Origin of the sequence: Micromonospora psammae (assembly GCF_036902725.1) — a bacterium.
GTDB lineage: Bacteria > Actinomycetota > Actinomycetes > Mycobacteriales > Micromonosporaceae > Micromonospora.
In genome coordinates this window covers 45,358-65,723 of the sequence record NZ_JBAKHM010000021.1, presented here as the reverse complement: position 1 = coordinate 65,723, position 20,366 = coordinate 45,358, and the positions used below count along the sequence as shown (strand labels likewise).

Genomic DNA, 20,366 nt, shown 5'->3' with positions numbered 1-20,366 from the left:
CACATGACCAGTGACGCACAGTACCAAGCGATACCGCGCCGCATCGAGCAGGCATCCGTCACGTTTCCCGGAAATCCGCTGAACGGATGAATCAGATTGGACCGGACGGCGTGGAAACGCTCCCACACCCGCTGATCGACGTACCGGCCGTGCCGGCGTCCTGCCGCAGCGTGCTCGTGGAACGCGCCCGCTACGAGTGGCGCCCCACCGACGGCGGTGACCCCGCCGCGCTGGCCGAGCAGTTCCTCGCCGCGCACGGACTCCCCGTCACCGACCTGACCCGGCCCGCCGCGCACGAGTCCACCGGCGTCTGCGGAGCCGCCCTCTACGTCTCCGCCGCCGCCGGCGCCCTGATGGCCGGCGGGCCGACCGGCGCGCCGAACCCCGCGCCGGCGCTGCCGGAGCTGGCCGTGGTCGTCTACGGCCACGCCCCCCGGGTTGCCGAGCCACACCTGAGCCCGACGCAGGGCCGGTGGTGGCTGGGGGAGTGGCAGGACAGCTGGACGCCCCGGCAACACGCCGCCGCCGTGCGGGCCGTGCGCGCCGCCATCGGCCGCGGCGACGTCTACCAGGTCAACGTCGTCGGCCACGCCGCCGCCCGCTACACCGGCGACCCCGGGCCGGCCCTGGCCCGACTCGCCGGGCTGCCCGGCGCCCGCTACGGCGGCACCCTGCGCGGCGACGGCTGGATGATCGGCTGCGCCTCACCGGAGACGCTCCTCGAGGTGACCGACGGCCGGGTGCTCACCCGGCCGATCAAGGGCACCCGGCCGGCGACCGCCGCCGGCCGCCGCGACCTGCTCGCCTCCGCCAAGGAACGCGCCGAACACATCATGATCGTCGACCTGGAACGCAACGACCTTGCCCGGGTGGCGCGCACCGGCTCGGTACGGGTCGACGAGCTGTTCGCCGTGCGCCGCTGGTGCGACCTGTGGCAGGCCGAGTCGACCGTCTCCGCGGCGCTGGCCGACGGGCTGGGCCTGGCCGCGCTGCTGCGCGCGGTCTGCCCCGGCGGATCGGTCACCGGGGCGCCGAAACACGCCGCGCTGCACCACGTCGCCGCGCTCGAACCGGTGGGCCGGGGCGCCGGCATGGGCGCCCTGGGCTGGGTCGGGCCGGGCCGGCTCGACCTGGGACTGACCATCCGCACCGCCGCCGCGGACGCCGACCGGCTGCACCTGTGGGCCGGGGGCGGCATCACCTGGGACAGCGACCCGGACGCGGAGGTCGCCGAGGCCGCCGCGAAGGCCGCCCCGGTGCGGGCCCTGCTCGCCGCCGACTGACCCGCGCCCCGCCGCCGGACGCGGCCGGCGCCCGGAGCGGTGCCGGCCGACCCCCTGCCGGCCGGTCCAGCGCATCGCCGCCCGCTGCGGCCTTCCCCGACAAGGCCTACGTCAGCCGGGCGCCCCGGGCGTACCGGGACCGCGCGGCGCGGCGCTGACCGACAGCAGCTGCGCCGCCCGGGCCGCCGCCGCGGCCACCAGCGCGCGGAGCGCGTCCGGGTCGACACCGGGCCCCGCCGGCAGCGGCGCCGGCGCCTCCGGGGCCGGTGGCTCTCCGAGCGGCGCCGGCAGCGGCGGCACGACCCGGGCGTACGCCTCGCCGGCCGGCTCCCCGTCGGCCGGCGCTGCGGCACCGTCGCGATCCCCGCCGACCGGCGCTGCGGCACCATCGCGATCCCCGCCGACTGGCGCTGCGGCACCATCGCGACGCGCGAGCGCACCGGCGGTGGCGTGCCGCCCGGCCGCGCCGGTCAGCTCGCCGGGGTCCCGGCCGCGGATCAGCAGCAGCAGGAGCGGTTCGGCGTCCAGCAGCCAGGACACCTGGTGGCACAGCGCGGCGGCGTGCGCGCACGGGTGCTCCCAGTCGGGGCAGTCGCACTCCGGCAGCAGCTCCGCCGGCTCGGGCAGCAGCGCCACCCCGGCGGCGGCGCCGAGGTCGGCCGGCAGCTCCCCGGCCAGCAGCGCGGCGCGCCACCCGGACCGGTCGGCCAGCTCGGCGGTGAGCCGCTCCCAGTCGCCGTCGCGCAGCGGGTCCACCCGCACCACCGTGCGGTGCGCCAACTCGGGGTCGCCGTCGTGCACGGCGGCGGCGACCCGGCCCGCGCTGACCGTGATCGGGCCGACGTGCCCCCGGGCGGCGTAGCGGCGACCCCGGCGCAGCGGCCGCAGGTCCAGCGCGGACCGCGTCAGCGCGTCGGCCCAGCCGACGCCCCAGCGGCTGCGGGGTCGACGCGCCGGTCCGGGTGCGAAGGCGGGAAAGCCACGCGCGGTCATCCGAGGCTCCTCAGTCGTACCAGGTCGGCCAGGTCGTCGTCGTCGAGCGCCGCGAGGGCGCCCGGCCCGGCGTCGAGGACCGCCGCGGCGAGTTCCCGCTTGCCGGCCAGCAGCGCCGCGACGCGGTCCTCGACGGTGCCCTCGGCGATCAGCCGGTGCACCTGCACCGGCCGGGTCTGCCCGATCCGGTGGGCCCGGTCGGTGGCCTGGTCCTCCACGGCCGGGTTCCACCAGCGGTCGTAGTGCACCACGTGGTCGGCGCGGGTCAGGTTGAGCCCGGTGCCGGCCGCCCGCAGCGACAGCAGGAACACCGGCGCCTGCCCGTCGGTGAACCGGCGCACGAGCTCCTCCCGCCGGGCCACCGGCAGGCCACCGTGCAGCAGCAGCGCCTCGACGCCGCGTTCGCGCAGGTGCCGGTGCAGCAGCCGGGCCATCGCCACGTACTGGGTGAAGACCAGCACCGACCCGCCGGCGGGCAGGATGCCGTCGAGCAGCTCGTCGAGCAGGTCCAGCTTGCCGGAGCGGCCGGCCAGCCGGGACGTGGTCTCCCGCAGGTAGTGCGCCGGATGGTTGCAGATCTGCTTGAGCGCGGTGAGCAGCTTGACGACCAGGCCGCGGCGGGCCAGCCCGTCGGCGGCGGCGATCGCGTCGAGCAGCTCCGCCACCACCGCCTCGTAGAGGGCGGCCTGTTCGGCGGTCAACCCGACGGGCTGGTCGGTCTCGGTCTTTGCGGGCAGCTCCGGGGCGATGCCCGGGTCGCTCTTGCGCCGGCGCAGCAGGAACGGCCGGACCAGGCGGGCCAGCTCGCCGGTGGCCGGGTCGCCGGGGTCCACGCGCGCCCAGCGGGCCCGGAACGGCGCCAGGGGGCCGAGCAGGCCCGGGGTGGTCCAGTCGAGGATCGCCCACAGGTCGGTGAGGTCGTTCTCCACCGGGGTGCCGGTCAGGGCGACCCGGGCGGCCGCCGGGATCGCGCGCAACGCCCGCGCGGTGTCGGCGGCGGGGTTCTTGACGTGCTGGGCCTCGTCGGCGACGAGCAGCGGCCAGCGCCGCCGGCCGAGCCGCTCGACGTCGCGGCGCAGGGTGGCGTAGGTGGTGAGGACGAACCCGTCGGTGACCGCGTCGAGGGTGCGGCCGGGGCCGTGGTGGCGGCGCACCGCGGTGCCGGGGGCGAACCGGGTGATCTCCCGTTCCCAGTTGCCCAGCAGCGAGGCCGGGCAGACCACCAGGGTGGCCCCGGCGGTGCCCGGGTTGGCCTGCCGGTGCAGGTGCAGGGCGATCAGGGTGACCGTCTTGCCCAGCCCCATGTCGTCGGCGAGGCAGCCGCCCAGGCCCAGGGCGGTGCGGGCGGCCAGCCAGCGCAGCCCGTACCGCTGGTAGTCGCGCAGGCCGGCGGCCAGGCCGGCCGGCACGTCCACCGGCGGTGGATCGCCGGTGAGCTGCCGGCGTACCTCGGCCAGGGCGCCCTCGGCGTGGGCCGGGACGTCCACGCCGTCGACGGTGGCCGCGCCGGTGAGCACGGCCCGCAGCGCCGCCACCGGCGGCAGCGACGCCGCCGCCGGCCGCCGCGCGCGGCGGGCCAGTTCCGGGTCGATGAGCACCCAGTGTTCGCGCAGCCGCACCACCGGCCGGCGGGCCTCGGCCAGCCGGCGCAGCTCGGCGGCGGTGAGCGGCTCCCCGCGCAGCGCCAGCCGCCAGTCCAGGGCCAGCTCGCCCAGGTCGCTGAACAGGCCGGACGGGGTCGACGCCCGGGGCGCGCGCAGCCGGAGGCCGGCGGTGAGCTCCCGGCTGATGCCGGCCGGCCAGTGCACCGGCACCCCGGCGTCGGCGAGTCGCCCGGCGCCGCCGGCGAGCAGGTCGGCCAGTTCGTCGTCGTCGAGGACCAGCGCGTCGGGCACCGCCCGGTCCAGCAGCCCGGCCAGCGGCGGCCACCGGTCGGCGGCCTCCCGCAGGGCGAGCAGCGCGGCGTCGCGGGCGGCCGCCGGGAAACCCGGCGCCGCGCCGCGCCACAGGGCGGCGGCATCGGTGAGCAGCGTCGCCTCGGCGCGCCGGTGCACCTGGACCACGGCCCGCCACGGGCCGTCGGGGTCGGTGACCGGTTCCAGGCGCAGCGACAGCCGCACGGCCGCCTCCGCGTCGGCGGCCACCCGCTCGGCCCAGTCGCGCAGCCGCGGCACCCGGGCGCCGGTCGTGCCCGCCCACGGGGTGTCCCCGCCGCCGTCGCCGCGCGGCAGGGTGTCGGCGACGGCGTCGAGGAAGTCGCGCAGCAGCCGCTGCGCATCGGGCAGCCACCCCGGTGCGCGGCCGGGCGGCGGCAGGGCGCGGGCGTGCGGCGGCATGGCGGCGGCCAGCTCCCGCAGCCGGGTCGCGTCGGCCTCGCCGAGCGGCCCGACCCGCCAGGCGTCGTGGCCGGCGGCGGTGACGGTGGGCAGCAGCAGCCCCCGGGCGGACAGGTGCAGGGCGGTGCGGGCGGCGGCGGCCCAGAACGCCGCCGCCGGGTGCGCCGGGCCGTCGAGGGCCAGCAGCAGCGCCACGGCCTCGGCGACGCCGACGCGGCGGACCGGCACGGGCCGGGGCGCGCCGTCCGGCGGGGTGGCCAGGGTGACCTGCCCGGGCGCGCCGATGCCGGGCAGGTCGCCGTGGTCGTCCCAGATCAGCAGCGCGCCGGCGCGGGGCGGGTCGGCCGGCGCGTACGTCATCGGGTGTCGGCCGACCGGGCCGCCGGTGACCGGCGCGACGGCGGCGCTCACCGGTCGAGCCGCTGCCAGCGGCGCACCGCCAGCGGGCCGAGCACGGCGACGATCAGCAGCGGCCACGCCACCGCCAGGGCGACGGCGTGTTCGGCGGGGAACGACCCGCCGCCCCAGCCGGGGTTGCCGAAGAGTTCCCGGCAGGCCGCCGCGGTGGCCGACAGCGGGTTCCAGGCGGCGACCGCGCCGAGCCAGCCGGGCATCGTGTCGGGGGCGACGAAGGCGTTGGAGGCGAAGCTGAGCGGCCAGACGAGGATCTGCAGCGCCGCGACCGACTCCGGTGAGCGCAGCAGCAGGGCCAGGTACACCCCGGCGACGATCATCGCGGTGCGCAGCAGCACCAGCAGCCCGACCGCGGCGAGTGCCCGTGCGGCGCCGAGGTGCCACTGCCAGCCCACCAGGGCGCCGCAGCCGAGCATGACGGCCAGCGCCAGCAGCGAGTGCAGCAGGTCGGCCACGGCCCGGCCGGCCACCACCGCGCTGCGGGCCATCGGCAGGGTCCGGAACCGGTCGGTGACCCCGCGGGCGGCGTCGGTGGCCACCGCCGTGTACGTGGCCTCCACGCCGAAGAGCATCGTCATGGTGAACAGGCCGGGCAGCAGGAACTCCCGGTAGTTCCCGCCGCCGGGTACCGCCATCGCCCCGCCGAGCAGGTAGCCGAACATCAGCACCAGCAGGACGGGGAAGAGCAGCGCGACGAGGACCGGGCCGGGTTGGCGGGCCCAGTGCGCCAGGGCCCGCCCGGTGAGGGTGGCGGTGTCGGTCAGGGCCCAGCGGGCCCGGGTCAGCGGCATGGTTGGCGCGCTCATGCGGGCACCTGCTCCCGGTCGGCGGTGAGGCGCAGGAACACCTCGTCGAGGGTGGGTCGGCGCACGGCGACGTCGGCGGCGGCCAGGCCGGCGTCGTCCAGCGCGCGCAGCACCGTGGTGAGGGTGGCGACCCGGTCGGTGACGGCGACGCTGACCCGGGTGCGGTCGACATCGACGCGGGCCGGGCCGCCGGTGGCCGCGCCGATCACCTCGGCGGCGCGGGTGAGGTCGCCGGGGTGGCGGGGCACCACGTCGACCCGGTCGCCGCCGAGGGCGGACTTGAGCTGGTCGGGGCTGCCGGCGGCGACGATCCGGCCGTGGTCGACGACCCGGACGCTGTCGGCGAGCTGGTCGGCCTCCTCGAGGTACTGGGTGGTGAGCAGCACGGTGGTGCCGTCGGCCACGAGCGCGCGCACGGCGTCCCACACGTCGCCGCGGGCGCGCGGGTCCAGGCCGGTGGTGGGCTCGTCGAGGAAGAGCACCGGCGGGTCGACGATCAGCGCGGCGGCCAGGTCGAGCCGGCGGCGCATCCCGCCGGAGTAGGTCCGCACGGGCCGCGTGGCCGCGTCGGTCAGCCCGAAGCGCGCCAGCAGCGCGTCGGCGCGGGCCCGGGCGCGGGCGGGGCAGAGGTGGTGCAGCCGGCCGAAGAGGATCAGGTTCTGCCGGCCGCCGAGCACCTCGTCGACGGCGGTCCGCTGGCCGACCAGGCCGATGTCGGCGCGTACCCGCTCGGGGTGGCGGCGCACGTCGTGCCCGGCCACCCGGGCGGTCCCGGCGTCGGCGCGCAGCAGGGTGGTCAGGATCCGCACCAGGGTGGTCTTGCCGGCGCCGTTGGGGCCGAGCACCGCGCAGACGCCGCCGGCGGGGACGGCCAGGTCGACCCCGGCGAGGGCCTCGGTGTCGCCGTAGCGCTTGCGCAGTCCCTCGACGTCGATGACCGGTGCGTTCACGCGTCCGTCCCCTCTCCCGATGTTGCCGTGCAGCGTACCGTACACCATACGGTACGAGAGACGGTAGGGTGGCGGTCGTGAGCGTCGAGTACAGCGGCACCGGTGACCCCGCGCGCAGCCTCGCGCTGCTCTGGCGTACCCGGGAGAAGACCAGCCGCAAGGGCGGCGACCTGAGCGTCGACCGGATCGTGCGCGCCGCCATCGAGGTCGCCGACGCCGAAGGGCTCGGCGCGCTGTCCATGCGCCGGGTCGCCGAACGGCTCGGCGTCGGCACCATGTCCCTCTACACCCACGTGCCCGGCAAGGGCGAACTGCTCGACGTCATGCTCGACACCGTCCACGGCGAGACCGCCCGCCCCGACGACGTGCCCGGCGGCTGGCGGGGACGCCTGGAGCAGATCGCCCGCGAGAACTGGGCGCTCTACCTGCGCCACCCGTGGCTGCTCCAGGTCGCCACCACCCGCCCGCCGCTGGGCCCCCACGTCATCGCCCGCTACGACTACGAGCTGCGCGCCGTGGAGGGCATCGGCCTGACCGACCTCGAGATGGACGCCGTGGTCACCATGGTCGACTCCTACGTCCACGGGGCGGTACGCGGCGCGGTGGAGGCCGCCCAGGCCGCCCAGCGCACCGGGATGACCGAGGAGCAGTGGTGGCGGGCCCACGCCCCCTACCTGGAGAAGGCGATGGACCCGCGGCGCTTCCCCACCGCCGCCCGGGTGGGCAGCGCCGCCGGCCAGGAGTACCAGGCCGCCTCCGACCCCGCGCGGGCCTTCGAGTTCGGCCTGGCCCGGCTCCTCGACGGGGTCGCCGCCCTGGTCGCCGGCCGCGCCGCCCGGTGACCGACGGGCCGGCCCCACGCCGGCGGTAACGCGCCGATAGCCTTTCGGGCATGACCGTACGCCCGATCAGGATCATCGGTGATCCCGTGCTGCGCACCGCCTGCGAACCGGTGACCAGCTTCGACGCCGAACTGCAGCAACTCGTCGACGACCTGATGGACACCCTGCTGGGCGCGCCCGGCCGGGCCGGGGTGGCCGCCCCGCAGATCGGGGTGAGCGCCCAGGTGTTCGTCTACGACGCCGACGGCCACCGCGGCCACCTGATCAACCCCACCATCGAGCTGTCCGAGGAGAGCCAGGACGACGACGAGGGCTGCCTGTCCATCCCCGGGCTGTACTTCCCGACCCGCCGGGCGATGCACGCCACCGTGCACGGCTTCGACCGGCACGGCGAACCGTTGACCATCTCCGGCAGCGGATTCCTGGCCCGGGCGCTGCAGCACGAGACCGACCACCTGGCCGGCCGCCTCTACGTCGACACCCTCGCCGGGGACGTCCGGCGCCGGGCGCTGCGGGAGATCCGCGCCGGCCGGTTCGACTCGCCCAGCCGACCCCGCTGACGACGTGGGGGCGGCCGCCGGCCGCCCCCACGCCCTCATCCACCGCTCACTTCGGCGGCGGAGCCACCAGGCAGGTCGCCGTGGAGCTGTTGCCGAAGTCGTCCACGCCGGTGATCACCGCGTCACCGCGCAGGGTCACCTTGTAGTCGATGTCGCCGGTGCCGTCCTTGACCTTGGACTGGGCACCCGGCGCCTGCACCAGCTTGATCTTGGTGCCGGCGGGGAACGGGCCGAACTTCACCGACGGGTCGGCGCTGTCACCGATCCACACCGCCACCGCCGTGTCGACGACGTCGGTCGAGGTGAGCTCGTAGAACCCGTCCGGGTTGTACGAGCCGGGCACGTTGCCCCCGCTCGGGTTGTTCGTCGGCACGCACCCGGTCACCGGGGCGGTGGTGTCGACCACCCGCATCGTCGCCGAGTCGCTGCCCACGTTGCCGGCCGCGTCGGTGGCGGTGCACGTCACCGACGTCGCGCCCAACGGGAACGTGCCGCCCGACGGCGGCACGCAGGTCGGCGTCAGCGGCCCGTCGACGTTGTCCGTCGCCGACGCCGGGTAGTCGACGACCGCACCGGCGGGGCTGGTCGCCTCCACCGTCCGGTCGTCCACGACCACCACCGGCGGGGTGACGTCGTTGACCTTCACGGTGATCTGCTCGACGAACGCCGGCCCGCCGGGCAGGCCGTTGAGCAGGAAGTCCACCGTGCAGTGCAGGGTGGCGCCCTGCGGGGCGTCCGCCGCGACCGTGATGGTCTCGGCGAACGGCACGTCGGTGCCGCTCTGCTGGGTCCGGGAGGCCGCGTCGAAGGTGACCGTCAGCCCCGGGTCGCAGGAGGTCACCGTCGGGGTGACCGTGACGTCCAGGTCCCGCAGACCGGCGAGGATGGCCGCGGTGACCGTCTCCGGGGTGCTGGCGACCAGTTGACCCCCGGTCGCCGCGGCCACCGCGGTGGCCTGACCGGTGGCGTCGAGGCCACCGGCGCCGCCGCTGACGCTGACCGCCAGCACCGTGGCCTCGTCGGCCTGCAACGCCGCCGTGGCCTGGGCCAGGGTGTGCCCGGCGCTCGGGTCGTGGCTGGGCGCGTCACCGACCAGCACCACCAGCCGGCTGCTGCCGGAGCGGTACCCGATCGCACCGTCGGAGACCTGGAACAGCGCGTTCACCCACGCCTCGGGCGCGTCCCCACCACCACCGGGGGCCAGGCCGTTGACCGCCGCCTGCAGGGCCGCGGCGTCGCCGGTCAGGTCCTGGCGTACCCGGAACAGCTCCGCGCCGTCACCCTCGTCGCGGTAGGACGCCACCGCGAACTGGGCGCCCGGCTGCACCCCGCGCACGTTGTCGATGACCTGCTGCAGGTTGGTCCGCACCGTGGCGATGGCTCCGCCCATGCTGCCGGTCGTGTCCACCAGCAGCACGATGTCGGGCTTCGGGGGGATCGGCGGGGTGGAGACGACCTTGCTGATCGGGATGGACGTGCCCGGGTTCGCGGCGGTGTCCACGCTGGCCGGGTCGACGCCCGGCGCCGCGACGGCCGGCGCCGCCGCCACGGTGACGAGCGCCGACGCGGTGGCGGCGACGAGCGCCCACCGACGTCGGTGCCGTCCTGTTGTCATTGCCATGTGTGCTCCTTCAGCTCCGCCGCGTCACGACGCGGCCTCTGCTGGGAGACGCTAGGCCGCCGGTGGGCTCCCACCGGTCCGACACAGGGCCCGGTCAGGGTCGGGTAGTTGACCCGGCGTGGCTGCGGGACGTGGCAGACTGCCGCGCGCGATCCAGAACGGTCAGCGTGTGTTCACCGAAGTCGGCAACCCGGGTGAACCCGAGCCGCTCGTACAGGCGCACCGCGGCGACGTTGTCGCACCGGACGTTGAGCGCGACATGATCGACCTCGGTCACCAGTCGGCCGCACAGCGCGGCGACGACACCCCCGGCCAGACCCTGCCCGCGCACCGCCGGACGGGTGGTGACATTGCCCAGCGCGGCCACCCGGTAGGTGGGCGAGTACACGTGCACCCCGGCCACCGCGACCAGGTCACCGCCGCGCCGGACACCGACGTACCGCCCGGTATCGAGCATCCGCTCGTCGAACCAGTTGCCCGGGTACGCCGCGGCGTACAGGGCGCGCAGGTCGGGCAGGTCACCCCGGCCGAGTACCTCACCGGCCGGGGCGACCCCGGCCAGCCGGGCCCGGTCGGTCAGCGCCATCCGATGGTGCGCCCCCGCCGACCCGACCCGGTACCAGCGCCCCAACACCCCCTCCAGACCGGGGGAGAGGTGCGCGTACAGCCGGGCCGGCAGCACCGGGGCCAACTCGGCCACCAACGCCGCCAACTCCGGCAGGTCCGCCGGCGCGGCGAAGGCCAGCAGCACCGGCGGCTGCACCCCGTGGTACAGCAACGCCACCTGCTCACCCCGCCGGAACCACGAGGTGTACGGCCAGAAGAAGTCGTCCAGGTCGCCCAGCTGATAGGCGTTCAGCACCGGGTCACGGCGCAGCAACGCGGCCAGGACCTCCCGATCGTGCTCGGCGCGGACCGGCACCCTCACCCACCGCCCCTCAGCTCGACGCTCAGCCGGCCAGCCACTGGTCGTAGCCCAACTTCGCCACCAGGCCCAGCACCACCACCAGCAGCACCCCCCGCACGAACCCCGCGCCCCGGCGCAACGCCATCCGCGCGCCCAGCGCCGCCCCGGCGACGTTGCACACCGCCATCGCCGCACCCAGCAGCCACCACACGTGCCCGGTCGCGGCGAACACCACCAACGCCCCCAGGTTCGTGCCCGCGTTGACCACCTTCGCCATCGCCGAGCCGTGCAGGAAGTCCGCCCCCACCAGCGCCGTGAACGCCACCACCAGGAACGTGCCCGTACCCGGACCGATCAGCCCGTCGTACAGCGCGATACCCACCCCGGCCACCGCCACCGCCAGCAGCACCCGCGCCCGGGTACGCCGCGACGGCGCCGCCACCACACCCAGCCGCGGCCGGAACACCACGAACAACGCCACCGACACCAGCACCACCAGCACCACCGGCCGGTACGCCCCCGCCGGCACCGACCCGGCCAACGCCGCCCCCAGACCGGCGAAGAGCACCGCCAACCCCGCCGACGGCCCCGCCACCGCCCAGTCCAGCTTCGTACGACGCGCGTACGTCACCGCCGCCGTCGACGTACCGAAGATCGCGGCCAGCTTGTTCGTGCCCAACGCCGTCGCCACCGGCACCCCGGGCGCGGCCACCAGCAGCGCCGGCAACAGCAGCAACCCACCGCCGCCCACCACCGCGTCGACCCAACCGGCCAGCGCGGCCGCGGCGAGCAGGGTGGTCAGCGACAGGGGATCCATGGGGGGCCATTCTGCCCACCCGCCACAGCCCGCCGCGCCACCCAGTGGCCCACCTCACCGGCCGGCACGGTCAGCGACCCCGCCGCCGGCGCAGCCACAACCCGGCCCACGCCAACACGACGAACAACAGCACCGAACAGAGCAACGCCTTGGCCATCGGGCAACTGTGCCACGCAGACGTAGGGTGCAGGAGTGCGCCTGGCGACGTTCAACCTGCTGCACGGCCGGTCCCTCACCGACGGCCTGGTCGACCCCGACCGGCTCACCGCCGCGGTGAACGCCCTCGACGCCGACGTCCTCGCCCTCCAGGAGGTCGACCGCGACCAGTCCCGCAGCGGCAACCTCGACCTCACCGCCCTCGCCGCCCGCGCCCTCGGCGCCCCCGAACACCGCTTCGCCGCCGCCGTCGTCGGCACCCCCGGCGAGCAGTTCCGCCCCCTGCACCACGACGACGACGGCCACGGCGAACCCTGCTACGGCGTCGGCCTGATCAGCCGCCACCCCGTGCGCTCCTGGCAGGTCACCCGCCTCAAGCCCGCACCCGTGCGATCCCCGATCTACGTACCCGGCCCCGGCGGCGGGCTCATGCTGCTGCGCGACGAACCCCGCGTCGTCCTCGCCGCCGTCCTGGACACCGCGCACGGCCCCCTCACCGTCGCCGCCACCCACCTGTCCTTCGTCCCCGGCTGGAACGCCCACCAGCTCCGCCAGGTCGTCCGCGCGCTGCGCACCCTGCCCGCCCCGCGCATCCTCCTCGGCGACCTCAACCTGCCCGCCGGACCGGCCCGGCTGCTCACCGGATGGCGCCCACTGGGCCGCCGCCCCACCTACCCGGCCGCCGCCCCCCGGGTACAGCTCGACCACATCCTCGCCGACCGGCACGGCAGCGACCGGCTACCCCCGGTCACCGCCGTGACCACCCCCCGCTCGACCATCTCCGACCACCGCCCCCTCGTGGTCGACCTCGGCTGACCCCACGGTCGACGGCCCGCGAGCGCCGCCGACCGCGGGCCGGGCCCGACCTCAGTCGCGCCCCACCGCCCGCTGCGCCGCCCGCAACGCGTTACGGAACAGCATCGCCACCGTCGTCGGCCCCACCCCACCGACCCGCGGCGTGATCGCCCCCGCCACCTGCGCACACGACTCGTCCACGTCCGGCAGCAGCCGCCGCCCCTCGTACCGCACCCCACCGCCGACGACCACCGCACCCGGACGCACATGCTCTGGCCGGACGATGCCCGGCACACCGGCCGCTGCCACCAGGATCTCCGCCCGCCGCGTGTACCGCGGCCAGTCCGCCACCCCGGTGTGCACCACCGTCACCGCCGCGTTCGCCGTCGCCCGCTTCTGCGCCAGCAACATCGCCAACGGCCGCCCCAGCGTCGCCCCCCGACCCAGCACCACCACCTCACGCCCGGCCACCGGCACCCCGTGGTACGCCAGCAACGCCTCGATACCCGCCGGCGTGCACGGCAACGGACCCGGCAACCCCAACGCCAACCGGCCCATGTTCATCGGGTGCATCCCGTCGACGTCCTTGTCCGGATCCAGGACCTGCAACGCCCGGTCGTAGTCCAGATGTCCCGGGATCGGATGCTGCACCAGCACCCCGTGCACCCCGGCGTCGGCGTTGAAGTCCTCCACCACCCGGTGCAGATCCGCCTGCGACGCCGACGCCGGCAGGTGCACGTGCGGCGACGCGAAACCCAGCTCCGCGGCCTGCCGCTGCTTGATCCGGATGTACCCGGCGCTCGCGTCGTCGTCACCCACCAGCACCGTCGCCAACGCGGGCGTCACACCCGCCGCGCGCAACGCCGTCACACCCTCGGCCACCTCGGCCAGGATCTGCTCCGCCACCGGCTTACCGGGCAGCAGCCGGGCCGTGGTCGTCGTCGGGGAAGTGGAAGCGGACATGGCTCACCTCGTCCGCGGAGGCCCAGGCGGTCGACCCCCGCGACGAGCTCCCCGATGGTTCACCCATCCCCGTGCCGCCAGTCGCGTCCACCCCCAGCCTGCCACACCGCCCCGCCACCACCCCCCACCGGGGGAAACGACGCCCCGCCGGCCGGCGGTCACCGCCCGGGCCGACCCCCGGCCGCCGCGCCGAAGCCGTACAGTCTCGCCGTGATCGAGATCGGCGCACAGGCCCACCTCTCCCACCCCCGCGACCGGGTCTGGCGCGCGTTGACCGACCCGCACCTGCTCGCCCGCTGGTTCACCGAGACCGGCACCGTCACGCAGACCGCCGGAGGCCTGCTGCTGCACACCGCCGGACTGCCCGGCTTCACCGCCGCCGTCGACGCCCAGGTCACCGAGCGGCGCGAACCGGAGCTGCTGGTGCTGCGCTGCCAGGAAGGCGACCGGCGCACCCTGCTGACCTGCACGATCACCCCCACCGCAGAGGGATGCCAACTCACCGTCCGGGAAACCACGGAACCCGGCACCTGGTCCACCGAGGACCGCGACCGCCGCGAGCGGTACTACCAGCAGGCCCTGACCGGACGACTGCCCGCCATCCTCGACTGGCTGGCCTTCCAGCAGGTCGACCTGCGACGCGCCGTGGGCAGGCCGACCGCCCAGCTACCCGTGATCGCGCCAGCCGACGACACCCGCGCGGCGACGCGCCGCCGCGTCGCCCTGATCGCGGCCGCGGCCGTCGCCGCGCTCGCCGCCGGCGCGGCGGTGTGGGCCCTGCTGCCGGGCACCCCCGAGCACACCGCCGGACCGGACCCGCTGCTGGCACCACCGGGCGCCGTGACCCCCACCAGCCGCCCACCCCGGGCGACCCCCGGCTCACGCTCCACCCGCGGCGCCGAGCCGACCACCGCCCGCCCGAGCCGGACCCGCACCGCGACGCCCCCGCCCACGCGCACCGGCGCGACCCCGGCCACCGCCGCCGTGACCGCCCGCTACGAGACCACCGCCACGCGGATCTTCGGCTACACCGGCGAGGTGGCCCTCGACAACGCCGGCGCCACCACCGCCCGCAACTGGACCGTCGTGCTCACCCTCTCCGACGGCGGCAGAGTCAGCCGCGCCACCGGGGCCGACTGGCGGCAGGACGGACGGTCGGTCACCTTCACCGGCGCACCCGTACCCGCCGGACGGTCACGGACGTTCACCTTCGACGTCCGCGACCCCGACCCCCGCGCCAAGGCACCCGAGGGCTGCACCGTCGGCGACGACCCGTGCGCCGGCCTGTGACCAGCGCTCACCCCGCCGGCCCACCCCGATCCCGACCGGCGGGCAGCAGTCCCACCAGCGCGCGGTGGGTACGGTTCGACCGCACCGCCGCCCGCTGCTGACCCGCCGTGACCTCGATGTACGTCTGCGACGAGGCCAACGACGCGTGCCCCAGCAGCCGCATGATCTCCGCCGCGCTCGCCCCGTCCTCCGCCAACCGCGTCGCGAACGTGTGCCGCAGCGCGTGCAGCCGCGCCCCGGCGGGCACCCGGTCCACGATGCCCGCCCGCCGGTAGCAGGAGTCCACCAGGTACTGCAACCCACCCCGGCGCAGCGGCTCACCGCGCCGGTCCACCAGCAGCGGCGACTCCGGCCGGACCGTCCGCGAGCCGAACCGGCGGCCCCGACTGTCCAGGTAGGCGAGCAGCACCGCGTCCAGCTCCGGCTCCACCGGCACCACCCGGGGCCGGCCGCCCTTGCCCGCCACGTCGACCCGCCGCTCGCCGGGCCGCCCCGACAGCGAGGAGACCCGCAACGCCAGCAGCTCCGACAGGCGCAGCCCGGCGCAGAGCGCCAGCGCGAGCACCGCCAGGTCCCGCTCCGGCCACGGGTCACGCTGCCGCTCGTCCTCCCGGGCCACCGACGCCAGCAGCTCCTCCGGGGTGTCCTCGCCGCGCAGCGGCTTGGGCCGGGGGAGCGGCGCGCGGGGACGGTCCACCGCCGGCATCGGATTGCCCGCGACCACGCTCTCGGCCACCAGGAAGGTGAAGAAGCTGTTCCAGCTCGACCAGGCGCGGTGCACCGAGGACGCCGCCCGGACAGCGGCGAACCGGGCGAACGCCGCCCGCAGGACGCGGGGGGAGAGGGCGTCGATCATCAGGGCGTCGAGGGGGAGGGGAGGGGTCGCGTCCGCGGCGACGAGCGCGGCGACGGTGCGCAGGTCCCGTCGGTAGGCCTCCAGGGTGTGGGGGGAGGGCTTGCGGGTGGCCCGGGCGGTCAGGAACTCCTCGATGAGGCGCTCAACCGATTCGTCCTGTTTGTCATGCATAAGGGATATTATGCAGCTTTTTCGGGTTCGTGGCCAGGGGTGGGGAAGGGGAGAGGCGCGCCCTACAGTCGGCGCATGCCGTCCCTCGCCACGCCCGCCGTGCCGCCCGGCTCCATGGCGGCGCTGACCCAGCCGGAGATCCACGGCGACGGCGTGGTGCTGCGGCCGTGGCGGCCCGCGGACCGACCGAGCGTCGTCACCGCCTACGCCGACCCGGCCATCCAGCGCTGGCACTGCCGGTCCATGACCGACGACGAGGCCGGTGACTGGATCGCCGGCTGGCCGCGGCGGTGGCGCGCCGAGACCGGCGCCGGCTGGGCCGTGCTCCACGGTGGGGAGGTCGCCGGGCAGATCGGCCTGCGCCGGGTCGACCTGGTGGAGGGCCTGGCCGAGGTGTCGTACTGGGTGCTGCCGCACACGCGTGGCCGGCGCGTCGCCGGGCGGGCGCTGACCGCGCTGACCCGGTGGTCGTTCGCCACGCTGGGGCTGCACCGGGTCGAACTGTCGCACTCGACGGCGAACCCGGCGTCCTGCCGAGTGGCCACGCGCGCCGGCTTCGCCGCGGAGGGTACGAAGCGGGGCGAGGGCCGGCACGCCGACGGGTGGCACGACATGCACCTGCACTCCCGCCTCGCCACCGACCGACCCCTTCCGGAGGAGGCCTCATGAAGCCTTACTTGACATAATGTGCATTATCGAATGAAGCTCGGGTGAGCCGAGGGCCTGCTGGACCTGGGCTCGCCGGGCCGATGCTCAACCCCGGCGAGCCGCTGTTCCATCCTGGGGTCGTGCTGAACAACGTGAGCCACCGCTCGCTGTCGGCGCGTGGCTGACGATCCTTGCCCTGCCAGTTTCCACACTCGAGCTGACGGGTGGAGACGATCAGGCGCCCGGGTCGCGCCGACGATGCGGCGCGCCATCCAGCTCCCCCGCGCAGCCACTACAACTGGTGCAGGAAGAGCAGGCCGAAGGCGGCGGCCAGCGCCGCACACCCCGCCACGGTGATGGTGCGAAGTCGGACGCCCAGGTCGGCGTCCCAACCCTCGACCGCCCCGGAGGCACGGCGGATGAGCGGGGTCGCGGCACGCCCGAGGCCGAAACCGACACCGGCGAGCGCGGCGACCTGCAGGCGCTGCCCGCCGAGGAAGACCGCGACCGCGAGCACGTACGGGGCGGAGGCCGACACGTACGTACGCACGCCGGTGCCCAGCTCGAATCCGAATCGCAGCGCGCCGCGCCGAGGGCTGCGCCGCAGCACGTCCTGCGGCACCTGCGAGGCGTTCTGCGGCAGGGGGAAAGCCACCACCCCGGTATCCCGGAGCACCCCCAGCAGCGCCACCGCCACGATGAGGGCGTACCGCCAGGACATCGGCAGCGGCGCCGACAACCCGGAGAGCGCCCCGAGGACCATCCCGCTGAGCAGGCCGCCGGCGATCAACCCCAGGACGAACAGGGAAAGGAGCCTCCCCTGCGGATTCCGATCTCGCCGCCCGGGCGAGGCCAGCGCGTACGCGCTGTTGCGGGTTCAAACCGAGCCGGAGAGGGTGTAGCCGGCCAGCCCGCCGACCAGCGCCCAGGTGAGCACGTGCCCGTACGCGGCGGCGAGCACCGCGCCGGCGGTGAACAGCAGGACGGGTACGAGCGGGTCGGTGGCCCAGCGGCGCAGCGGCGCGACGGGGCGTACCGGTGGCGGCTGGTGCGTCACACGACGCCGCCGGTGAGGGTGCGCCAGGTGTTCTGTCCGACGATGCCGTCGACGTAGAGCCCGCTCTTTCGTTGGACGTCCCGTACCGCGCCTTCGGTCTGCGAACCGAAGTACCCGGTGACGGGCAGGCTGTAGCCGTGCTTGACGAGTTGCCGCTGCGCGCCGCGCACGGCGTGCCCGCTCTGGGAATAGCGCACGGTCCTCGCCAGCAGGGGCCACGTCCTGGCGTCGACGACGCCGGTCGCCGTGATCTTCTTGGCCGTCTGGAACTGCTTCACCCTGGTCTCGGTGCCGCTGCCGAAGATCCCGTCCACCGTGGTCGAGTGGCCGTGAGCGGTCAGCAGGTGTTGCACGGTGTAGACGTTCGTGCCGGTCTGGCCGCGCTTGGTGGTAGGCCAGTTGACCGTGGTGAGGCACCCGCAGCTGGTGTTCCAGCGGCAGATCGACCTGACCCAGCCCGAGCTGGTCTTCCGGTACCCGTCGTGGCACCGGCGTTCGACGCCGCAGGCGCAGGCGCCGCACGCGCCGGCGTAGCGCCACAGCCAGCCGTCGTACGTGCCGGCGTAGCACTGGTTCGGCCGTAGTCTCCAGGTCGTGCCGTCGTTCTTGTGGTAGCCGGCGTGGCTGCCGCTGGTGTTGCAGGCGTCACCGAAGACCGGGCTGGGGCCGCAGCCCGGGGAGCAGTTGTGGTCGGCGGCGTACGTGGGGCACCCGCCGTAGATCGTGTATCCGTCGGCGTAGGCACGGCGGGCGGCCGGGAAGACGCTCAGCGCGGCCATTCCCACCGCGGTGCCGGCCTGGAGCAGGGTGCGCCGGGACAGCGCCCAGGACGTGGTGAGACGACCCCTGGTCCGGCGCGCCGGCGGGTGCCGGCGGGACGCGGGGCCGGTGCCGGGGTCTGTCCCCCGTAGGGCGGGTACGGCGTCGAGGGTGGTCACCGGGCGCCTCCTCGTTGGCTCGGAGCCGGTTGGCCGGACGGGTTGCCGACCTGGTCGAGCAGTTGGCGCAAAGCCACCCGGGAGCCGACGGGCTCGGAGCGTCGGACGCGCCCGCCCGGGTCGATCACGGCGGCGAACGGAGTGGCGATCGCGTCGTACCGGTCGAAGAGGTCCGCCTGCTCGCCGAGGATGGTCATCGGCCGGTCGGCCGCTTGTGGCGGGACAGCCTGCCGGTAGAGGACTCGAAGCACCGCATCGGTCCGTGGACCCTGTTCAGTGGCTTCGTCGAGCAGTTGGTCGCAGGTCGCGCAGCCGCCGTCGAGAAAGAGCAGGACAAGGGTGGCCGGGGACGGCGGCGCGAGGTCACGAAACCCGGGCGCCGGCGAGCCGGGCCGCAGGCCGACGGCCGCGCGGCGGCCGACGGCGCCGCTGGACAGGGCGTGCACCTGGCGTACCAGGCCGGACACCACGAGGGCCAGCAGCAGGATGGCGATCCAGCTCAGGATCACCGCGCTCGTCTGGAAACTCATCCGGGTACCTCTCCTCGTGTCACCTCGAGTGGCGGCTGATCCGGGGTCGGGTCGTGCATGGCGGCTGGCAGGTGCGCCAGGAGCGCGGTGAACGTCGCTGCGGCGAGCAGGACGATGGTGAGTGGGATGCCGGCTCGCCCCACCGGCACGACCGCGCCGGACAGCAGTGATCCGGCCAGGGCCATGCCGGCGAGCGTGGCGGCGCGCCCCACCACCCAACCGGTCATCGGCAGTTCCACCCGGGAGCAGCCGCAGGGGACGGCCCGACCGGTCGACGTGACGTACCGGGCGTAGCCGGCGTACGTCGCCAGGAGTGCGCAACTGGCGGCCAGGACCAGGCCCAGCAGTCGGCCACCGTCGTCGCGGAGCAGGGCGACGACTCCGGCTGCGCCGAGCAGGCCCTCGGTCGCGATGACCACCGCCGCGACGGTGGACGGCGCGGGGACCACCCGGTGGGCGGCCAGGGCCGTCGACAGCGCCGCCGGCTTCGAGAGGTGCTCACCGCACGCGACGAGCAGGGTGAGGAGCACGGTGTACGCCGCGACGCTGGCGGCCAGGGCTGACACGACAGCCTCACTGGGCCGACTGGACGCGTAGCCGGTCGACCAGGTCCGGCACCCGGTCGAGCACCGTGTCGGCCAGTGGTAGCACGGTCACCCAGGTGTCCGCGGCGGCGAGCACGAAGTAGGGCTTGCCGTCCGAGAGCGTGTCGCGGAAGAGTTCTCCCGCCCCGGTGCGCAGCCCTCGCCACGACGGCAGCTGTCGCGCGCGCTCCGCGGTGAGTGGCGTCATGTCCAGCAGGCCGAGTCCGGGCACCTGTTTGAGCACCGTCGCCGGCGCGGTGAGCCGGCTGGCGGCCCGGGGGTCGGGGCGCACGACGAGGCCGTCGTCGTGCTCGGCGATTCGCAGTGTCCGCAGCACCGCGAGCAGGTCTGTGGTCGAGGCGCCGTACAACTGGGTGACGAAGCAGTACCGGCGCCCGCGCCAGGCCGCCACCAGCCGGTCCTCGTCCAGCCGCACCTGCGCGTCGTACGACGTCACGCGCGCCGTGGACAGGGTGCCGCCCTGATAGTTGAGTTGCTCGTCGAAGCCGGTGACGCCGAGGGCCTGTGCCAGCTCGTCGGCCAGGCCCACCGAGCCGGCGGTGAATTCGTGCTGGCGGCCGGCGATGGTCAGCTCGACCACCGAGGTGAACGGCGCGCTGAGGTCGAGTGGGCCGCTGAGCAGGAAGCGTCGGCCATCCATGGCACGGTGTGCGACCGGAGCCTTCGTGGTTGCCATCACTCCACCTCCCCCGTGAGGTGCGGCATGTGTGGCGTCGAATTATCCGTGTGTCGAATATCACTCGCAAGTGCCGATGTCGCTCTTCTTCACCGCATCGGCTGACCGCTCGTGCCCTGCCGGTGGTGGGATCGGGGCCATCCGGCAGCGAG

General features: G+C 75.4%; 21 protein-coding genes and 1 riboswitch. Of the genes, 6 read left to right on the top strand and 15 right to left on the bottom strand.

All coding sequences use genetic code 11. From position 1 onward, the window contains the following. Positions 1-86 precede the first annotated feature (86 nt). A complete protein-coding gene (locus V6U79_RS22715; RefSeq protein ID WP_334615743.1) occupies positions 87-1,283 on the top strand; it encodes a chorismate-binding protein in 1,197 nt (398 codons plus the stop codon). 111 nt (positions 1,284-1,394) lie between these two features. On the opposite strand, the gene V6U79_RS22710 is transcribed toward V6U79_RS22715, so the two are convergent. Genes V6U79_RS22710 through V6U79_RS22695 form a run of 4 tightly spaced genes read right to left on the bottom strand, consistent with a single transcriptional unit; the run spans position 1,395 to position 6,782 of the window. Continuing rightward, complete coding sequence (locus V6U79_RS22710) at positions 1,395-2,276, bottom strand: SWIM zinc finger family protein (RefSeq protein WP_334615742.1); 882 nt, start codon at positions 2,274-2,276, stop codon at positions 1,395-1,397. Further along, the gene (locus tag V6U79_RS22705; RefSeq protein ID WP_334615741.1) at positions 2,273-5,023 is read right to left on the bottom strand and encodes an SCO1167/SCO6262 family helicase; all 2,751 of its coding nucleotides are present in this window, start codon (positions 5,021-5,023) and stop codon (positions 2,273-2,275) included. The genes V6U79_RS22710 and V6U79_RS22705 overlap by 4 nt, the downstream gene beginning before the upstream one ends. Next, complete coding sequence (locus tag V6U79_RS22700; protein WP_334615740.1) at positions 5,020-5,832, bottom strand: ABC transporter permease; 813 nt, start codon at positions 5,830-5,832, stop codon at positions 5,020-5,022. The genes V6U79_RS22705 and V6U79_RS22700 overlap by 4 nt, the downstream gene beginning before the upstream one ends. Then, complete coding sequence (locus tag V6U79_RS22695) at positions 5,829-6,782, bottom strand: ATP-binding cassette domain-containing protein (protein WP_334532503.1); 954 nt, start codon at positions 6,780-6,782, stop codon at positions 5,829-5,831. The genes V6U79_RS22700 and V6U79_RS22695 overlap by 4 nt, the downstream gene beginning before the upstream one ends. A gap of 77 nt (positions 6,783-6,859) precedes the next feature. On the opposite strand from V6U79_RS22695, the gene V6U79_RS22690 reads away from it, so the two are divergent. Together V6U79_RS22690 and def are read left to right on the top strand one after the other, a co-directional pair. After that, complete coding sequence (locus V6U79_RS22690) at positions 6,860-7,624, top strand: TetR/AcrR family transcriptional regulator (RefSeq protein WP_334532501.1); 765 nt, start codon at positions 6,860-6,862, stop codon at positions 7,622-7,624. 50 nt (positions 7,625-7,674) lie between these two features. Beyond that, entirely contained in the window at positions 7,675-8,184 is a 510-nt protein-coding gene (def, locus tag V6U79_RS22685; RefSeq protein WP_334532499.1) for a peptide deformylase, read from the top strand. 46 nt (positions 8,185-8,230) lie between these two features. On the opposite strand, the gene V6U79_RS22680 is transcribed toward def, so the two are convergent. The 3 genes from V6U79_RS22680 to V6U79_RS22670 all read right to left on the bottom strand — a co-directional run bounded on the left by V6U79_RS22680 (position 8,231) and on the right by V6U79_RS22670 (position 11,529). Then, a complete protein-coding gene (locus V6U79_RS22680; protein WP_334532497.1) occupies positions 8,231-9,805 on the bottom strand; it encodes a VWA domain-containing protein in 1,575 nt (524 codons plus the stop codon). Positions 9,806-9,899: 94 nt separating this feature from the next. Continuing rightward, a complete protein-coding gene (locus tag V6U79_RS22675) occupies positions 9,900-10,733 on the bottom strand; it encodes a GNAT family N-acetyltransferase (protein ID WP_334615739.1) in 834 nt (277 codons plus the stop codon). Positions 10,734-10,755: 22 nt separating this feature from the next. After that, complete coding sequence (locus tag V6U79_RS22670) at positions 10,756-11,529, bottom strand: sulfite exporter TauE/SafE family protein (RefSeq protein ID WP_334532491.1); 774 nt, start codon at positions 11,527-11,529, stop codon at positions 10,756-10,758. Between the two features lie 192 nt (positions 11,530-11,721). On the opposite strand from V6U79_RS22670, the gene V6U79_RS22665 reads away from it, so the two are divergent. Next, on the top strand, positions 11,722-12,501 hold the full coding sequence (locus V6U79_RS22665) for an endonuclease/exonuclease/phosphatase family protein (protein ID WP_334615738.1): 780 nt from the start codon (positions 11,722-11,724) through the stop codon (positions 12,499-12,501). 51 nt (positions 12,502-12,552) lie between these two features. Here V6U79_RS22665 and V6U79_RS22660 read toward each other — a convergent pair whose 3' ends face one another. Next, the gene (locus V6U79_RS22660) at positions 12,553-13,443 is read right to left on the bottom strand and encodes a bifunctional 5,10-methylenetetrahydrofolate dehydrogenase/5,10-methenyltetrahydrofolate cyclohydrolase (RefSeq protein ID WP_334532485.1); all 891 of its coding nucleotides are present in this window, start codon (positions 13,441-13,443) and stop codon (positions 12,553-12,555) included. Positions 13,444-13,456: 13 nt separating this feature from the next. Continuing rightward, positions 13,457-13,533, bottom strand: a riboswitch (ZMP/ZTP riboswitch). Positions 13,534-13,653: 120 nt separating this feature from the next. On the opposite strand from V6U79_RS22660, the gene V6U79_RS22655 reads away from it, so the two are divergent. Then, positions 13,654-14,733 carry an SRPBCC domain-containing protein gene (locus V6U79_RS22655; RefSeq protein WP_334615737.1) on the top strand — a complete coding sequence of 360 codons (1,080 nt, stop codon included), beginning with the start codon at positions 13,654-13,656 and terminating at the stop codon, positions 14,731-14,733. A 7-nt stretch (positions 14,734-14,740) separates the two neighbouring features. Here V6U79_RS22655 and V6U79_RS22650 read toward each other — a convergent pair whose 3' ends face one another. Beyond that, the gene (locus V6U79_RS22650; protein ID WP_334615736.1) at positions 14,741-15,760 is read right to left on the bottom strand and encodes a tyrosine-type recombinase/integrase; all 1,020 of its coding nucleotides are present in this window, start codon (positions 15,758-15,760) and stop codon (positions 14,741-14,743) included. A gap of 75 nt (positions 15,761-15,835) precedes the next feature. On the opposite strand from V6U79_RS22650, the gene V6U79_RS22645 reads away from it, so the two are divergent. After that, on the top strand, positions 15,836-16,429 hold the full coding sequence (locus tag V6U79_RS22645) for a GNAT family N-acetyltransferase (protein ID WP_334615735.1): 594 nt from the start codon (positions 15,836-15,838) through the stop codon (positions 16,427-16,429). Between the two features lie 271 nt (positions 16,430-16,700). On the opposite strand, the gene V6U79_RS22640 is transcribed toward V6U79_RS22645, so the two are convergent. The 6 genes from V6U79_RS22640 to V6U79_RS22615 all read right to left on the bottom strand — a co-directional run bounded on the left by V6U79_RS22640 (position 16,701) and on the right by V6U79_RS22615 (position 20,214). Beyond that, positions 16,701-17,198 carry a hypothetical protein gene (locus V6U79_RS22640; protein WP_334615734.1) on the bottom strand — a complete coding sequence of 166 codons (498 nt, stop codon included), beginning with the start codon at positions 17,196-17,198 and terminating at the stop codon, positions 16,701-16,703. Positions 17,199-17,285: 87 nt separating this feature from the next. Beyond that, positions 17,286-17,465, bottom strand: a complete 180-nt coding sequence (locus tag V6U79_RS22635) for a hypothetical protein (protein ID WP_334615733.1) — start codon at positions 17,463-17,465, stop codon at positions 17,286-17,288. Beyond that, positions 17,462-18,403, bottom strand: coding sequence for a peptidoglycan-binding domain-containing protein (locus tag V6U79_RS22630; protein ID WP_334615732.1), 942 nt, complete (start codon positions 18,401-18,403; stop codon positions 17,462-17,464). The genes V6U79_RS22635 and V6U79_RS22630 overlap by 4 nt, the downstream gene beginning before the upstream one ends. Then, positions 18,400-18,933 carry a hypothetical protein gene (locus V6U79_RS22625; protein ID WP_334615731.1) on the bottom strand — a complete coding sequence of 178 codons (534 nt, stop codon included), beginning with the start codon at positions 18,931-18,933 and terminating at the stop codon, positions 18,400-18,402. Before V6U79_RS22625 ends, V6U79_RS22630 begins: the two co-directional genes overlap by 4 nt. Then, the gene (locus V6U79_RS22620) at positions 18,930-19,499 is read right to left on the bottom strand and encodes a MauE/DoxX family redox-associated membrane protein (protein WP_334615730.1); all 570 of its coding nucleotides are present in this window, start codon (positions 19,497-19,499) and stop codon (positions 18,930-18,932) included. Before V6U79_RS22620 ends, V6U79_RS22625 begins: the two co-directional genes overlap by 4 nt. A 7-nt stretch (positions 19,500-19,506) precedes the next feature. Then, a complete protein-coding gene (locus V6U79_RS22615; protein WP_334615729.1) occupies positions 19,507-20,214 on the bottom strand; it encodes a hypothetical protein in 708 nt (235 codons plus the stop codon). Between the last annotated feature and the right edge of the window lie 152 nt (positions 20,215-20,366).

Coding starts and splice junctions, on each gene's coding strand:
- V6U79_RS22715 (WP_334615743.1), top strand. CDS start 87: ATGAATCAGATTGGACCGGACGGCGTGGAAACGCTCCCACACCCGCTG.
- V6U79_RS22710 (WP_334615742.1), bottom strand. CDS start 2,276: ATGACCGCGCGTGGCTTTCCCGCCTTCGCACCCGGACCGGCGCGTCGA.
- V6U79_RS22700 (WP_334615740.1), bottom strand. CDS start 5,832: ATGAGCGCGCCAACCATGCCGCTGACCCGGGCCCGCTGGGCCCTGACC.
- def (WP_334532499.1), top strand. CDS start 7,675: ATGACCGTACGCCCGATCAGGATCATCGGTGATCCCGTGCTGCGCACC.
- V6U79_RS22680 (WP_334532497.1), bottom strand. CDS start 9,805: ATGGCAATGACAACAGGACGGCACCGACGTCGGTGGGCGCTCGTCGCC.
- V6U79_RS22670 (WP_334532491.1), bottom strand. CDS start 11,529: ATGGATCCCCTGTCGCTGACCACCCTGCTCGCCGCGGCCGCGCTGGCC.
- V6U79_RS22660 (WP_334532485.1), bottom strand. CDS start 13,443: ATGTCCGCTTCCACTTCCCCGACGACGACCACGGCCCGGCTGCTGCCC.
- V6U79_RS22650 (WP_334615736.1), bottom strand. CDS start 15,760: ATGCATGACAAACAGGACGAATCGGTTGAGCGCCTCATCGAGGAGTTC.
- V6U79_RS22645 (WP_334615735.1), top strand. CDS start 15,836: ATGCCGTCCCTCGCCACGCCCGCCGTGCCGCCCGGCTCCATGGCGGCG.
- V6U79_RS22625 (WP_334615731.1), bottom strand. CDS start 18,933: ATGAGTTTCCAGACGAGCGCGGTGATCCTGAGCTGGATCGCCATCCTG.
- V6U79_RS22615 (WP_334615729.1), bottom strand. CDS start 20,214: ATGGCAACCACGAAGGCTCCGGTCGCACACCGTGCCATGGATGGCCGA.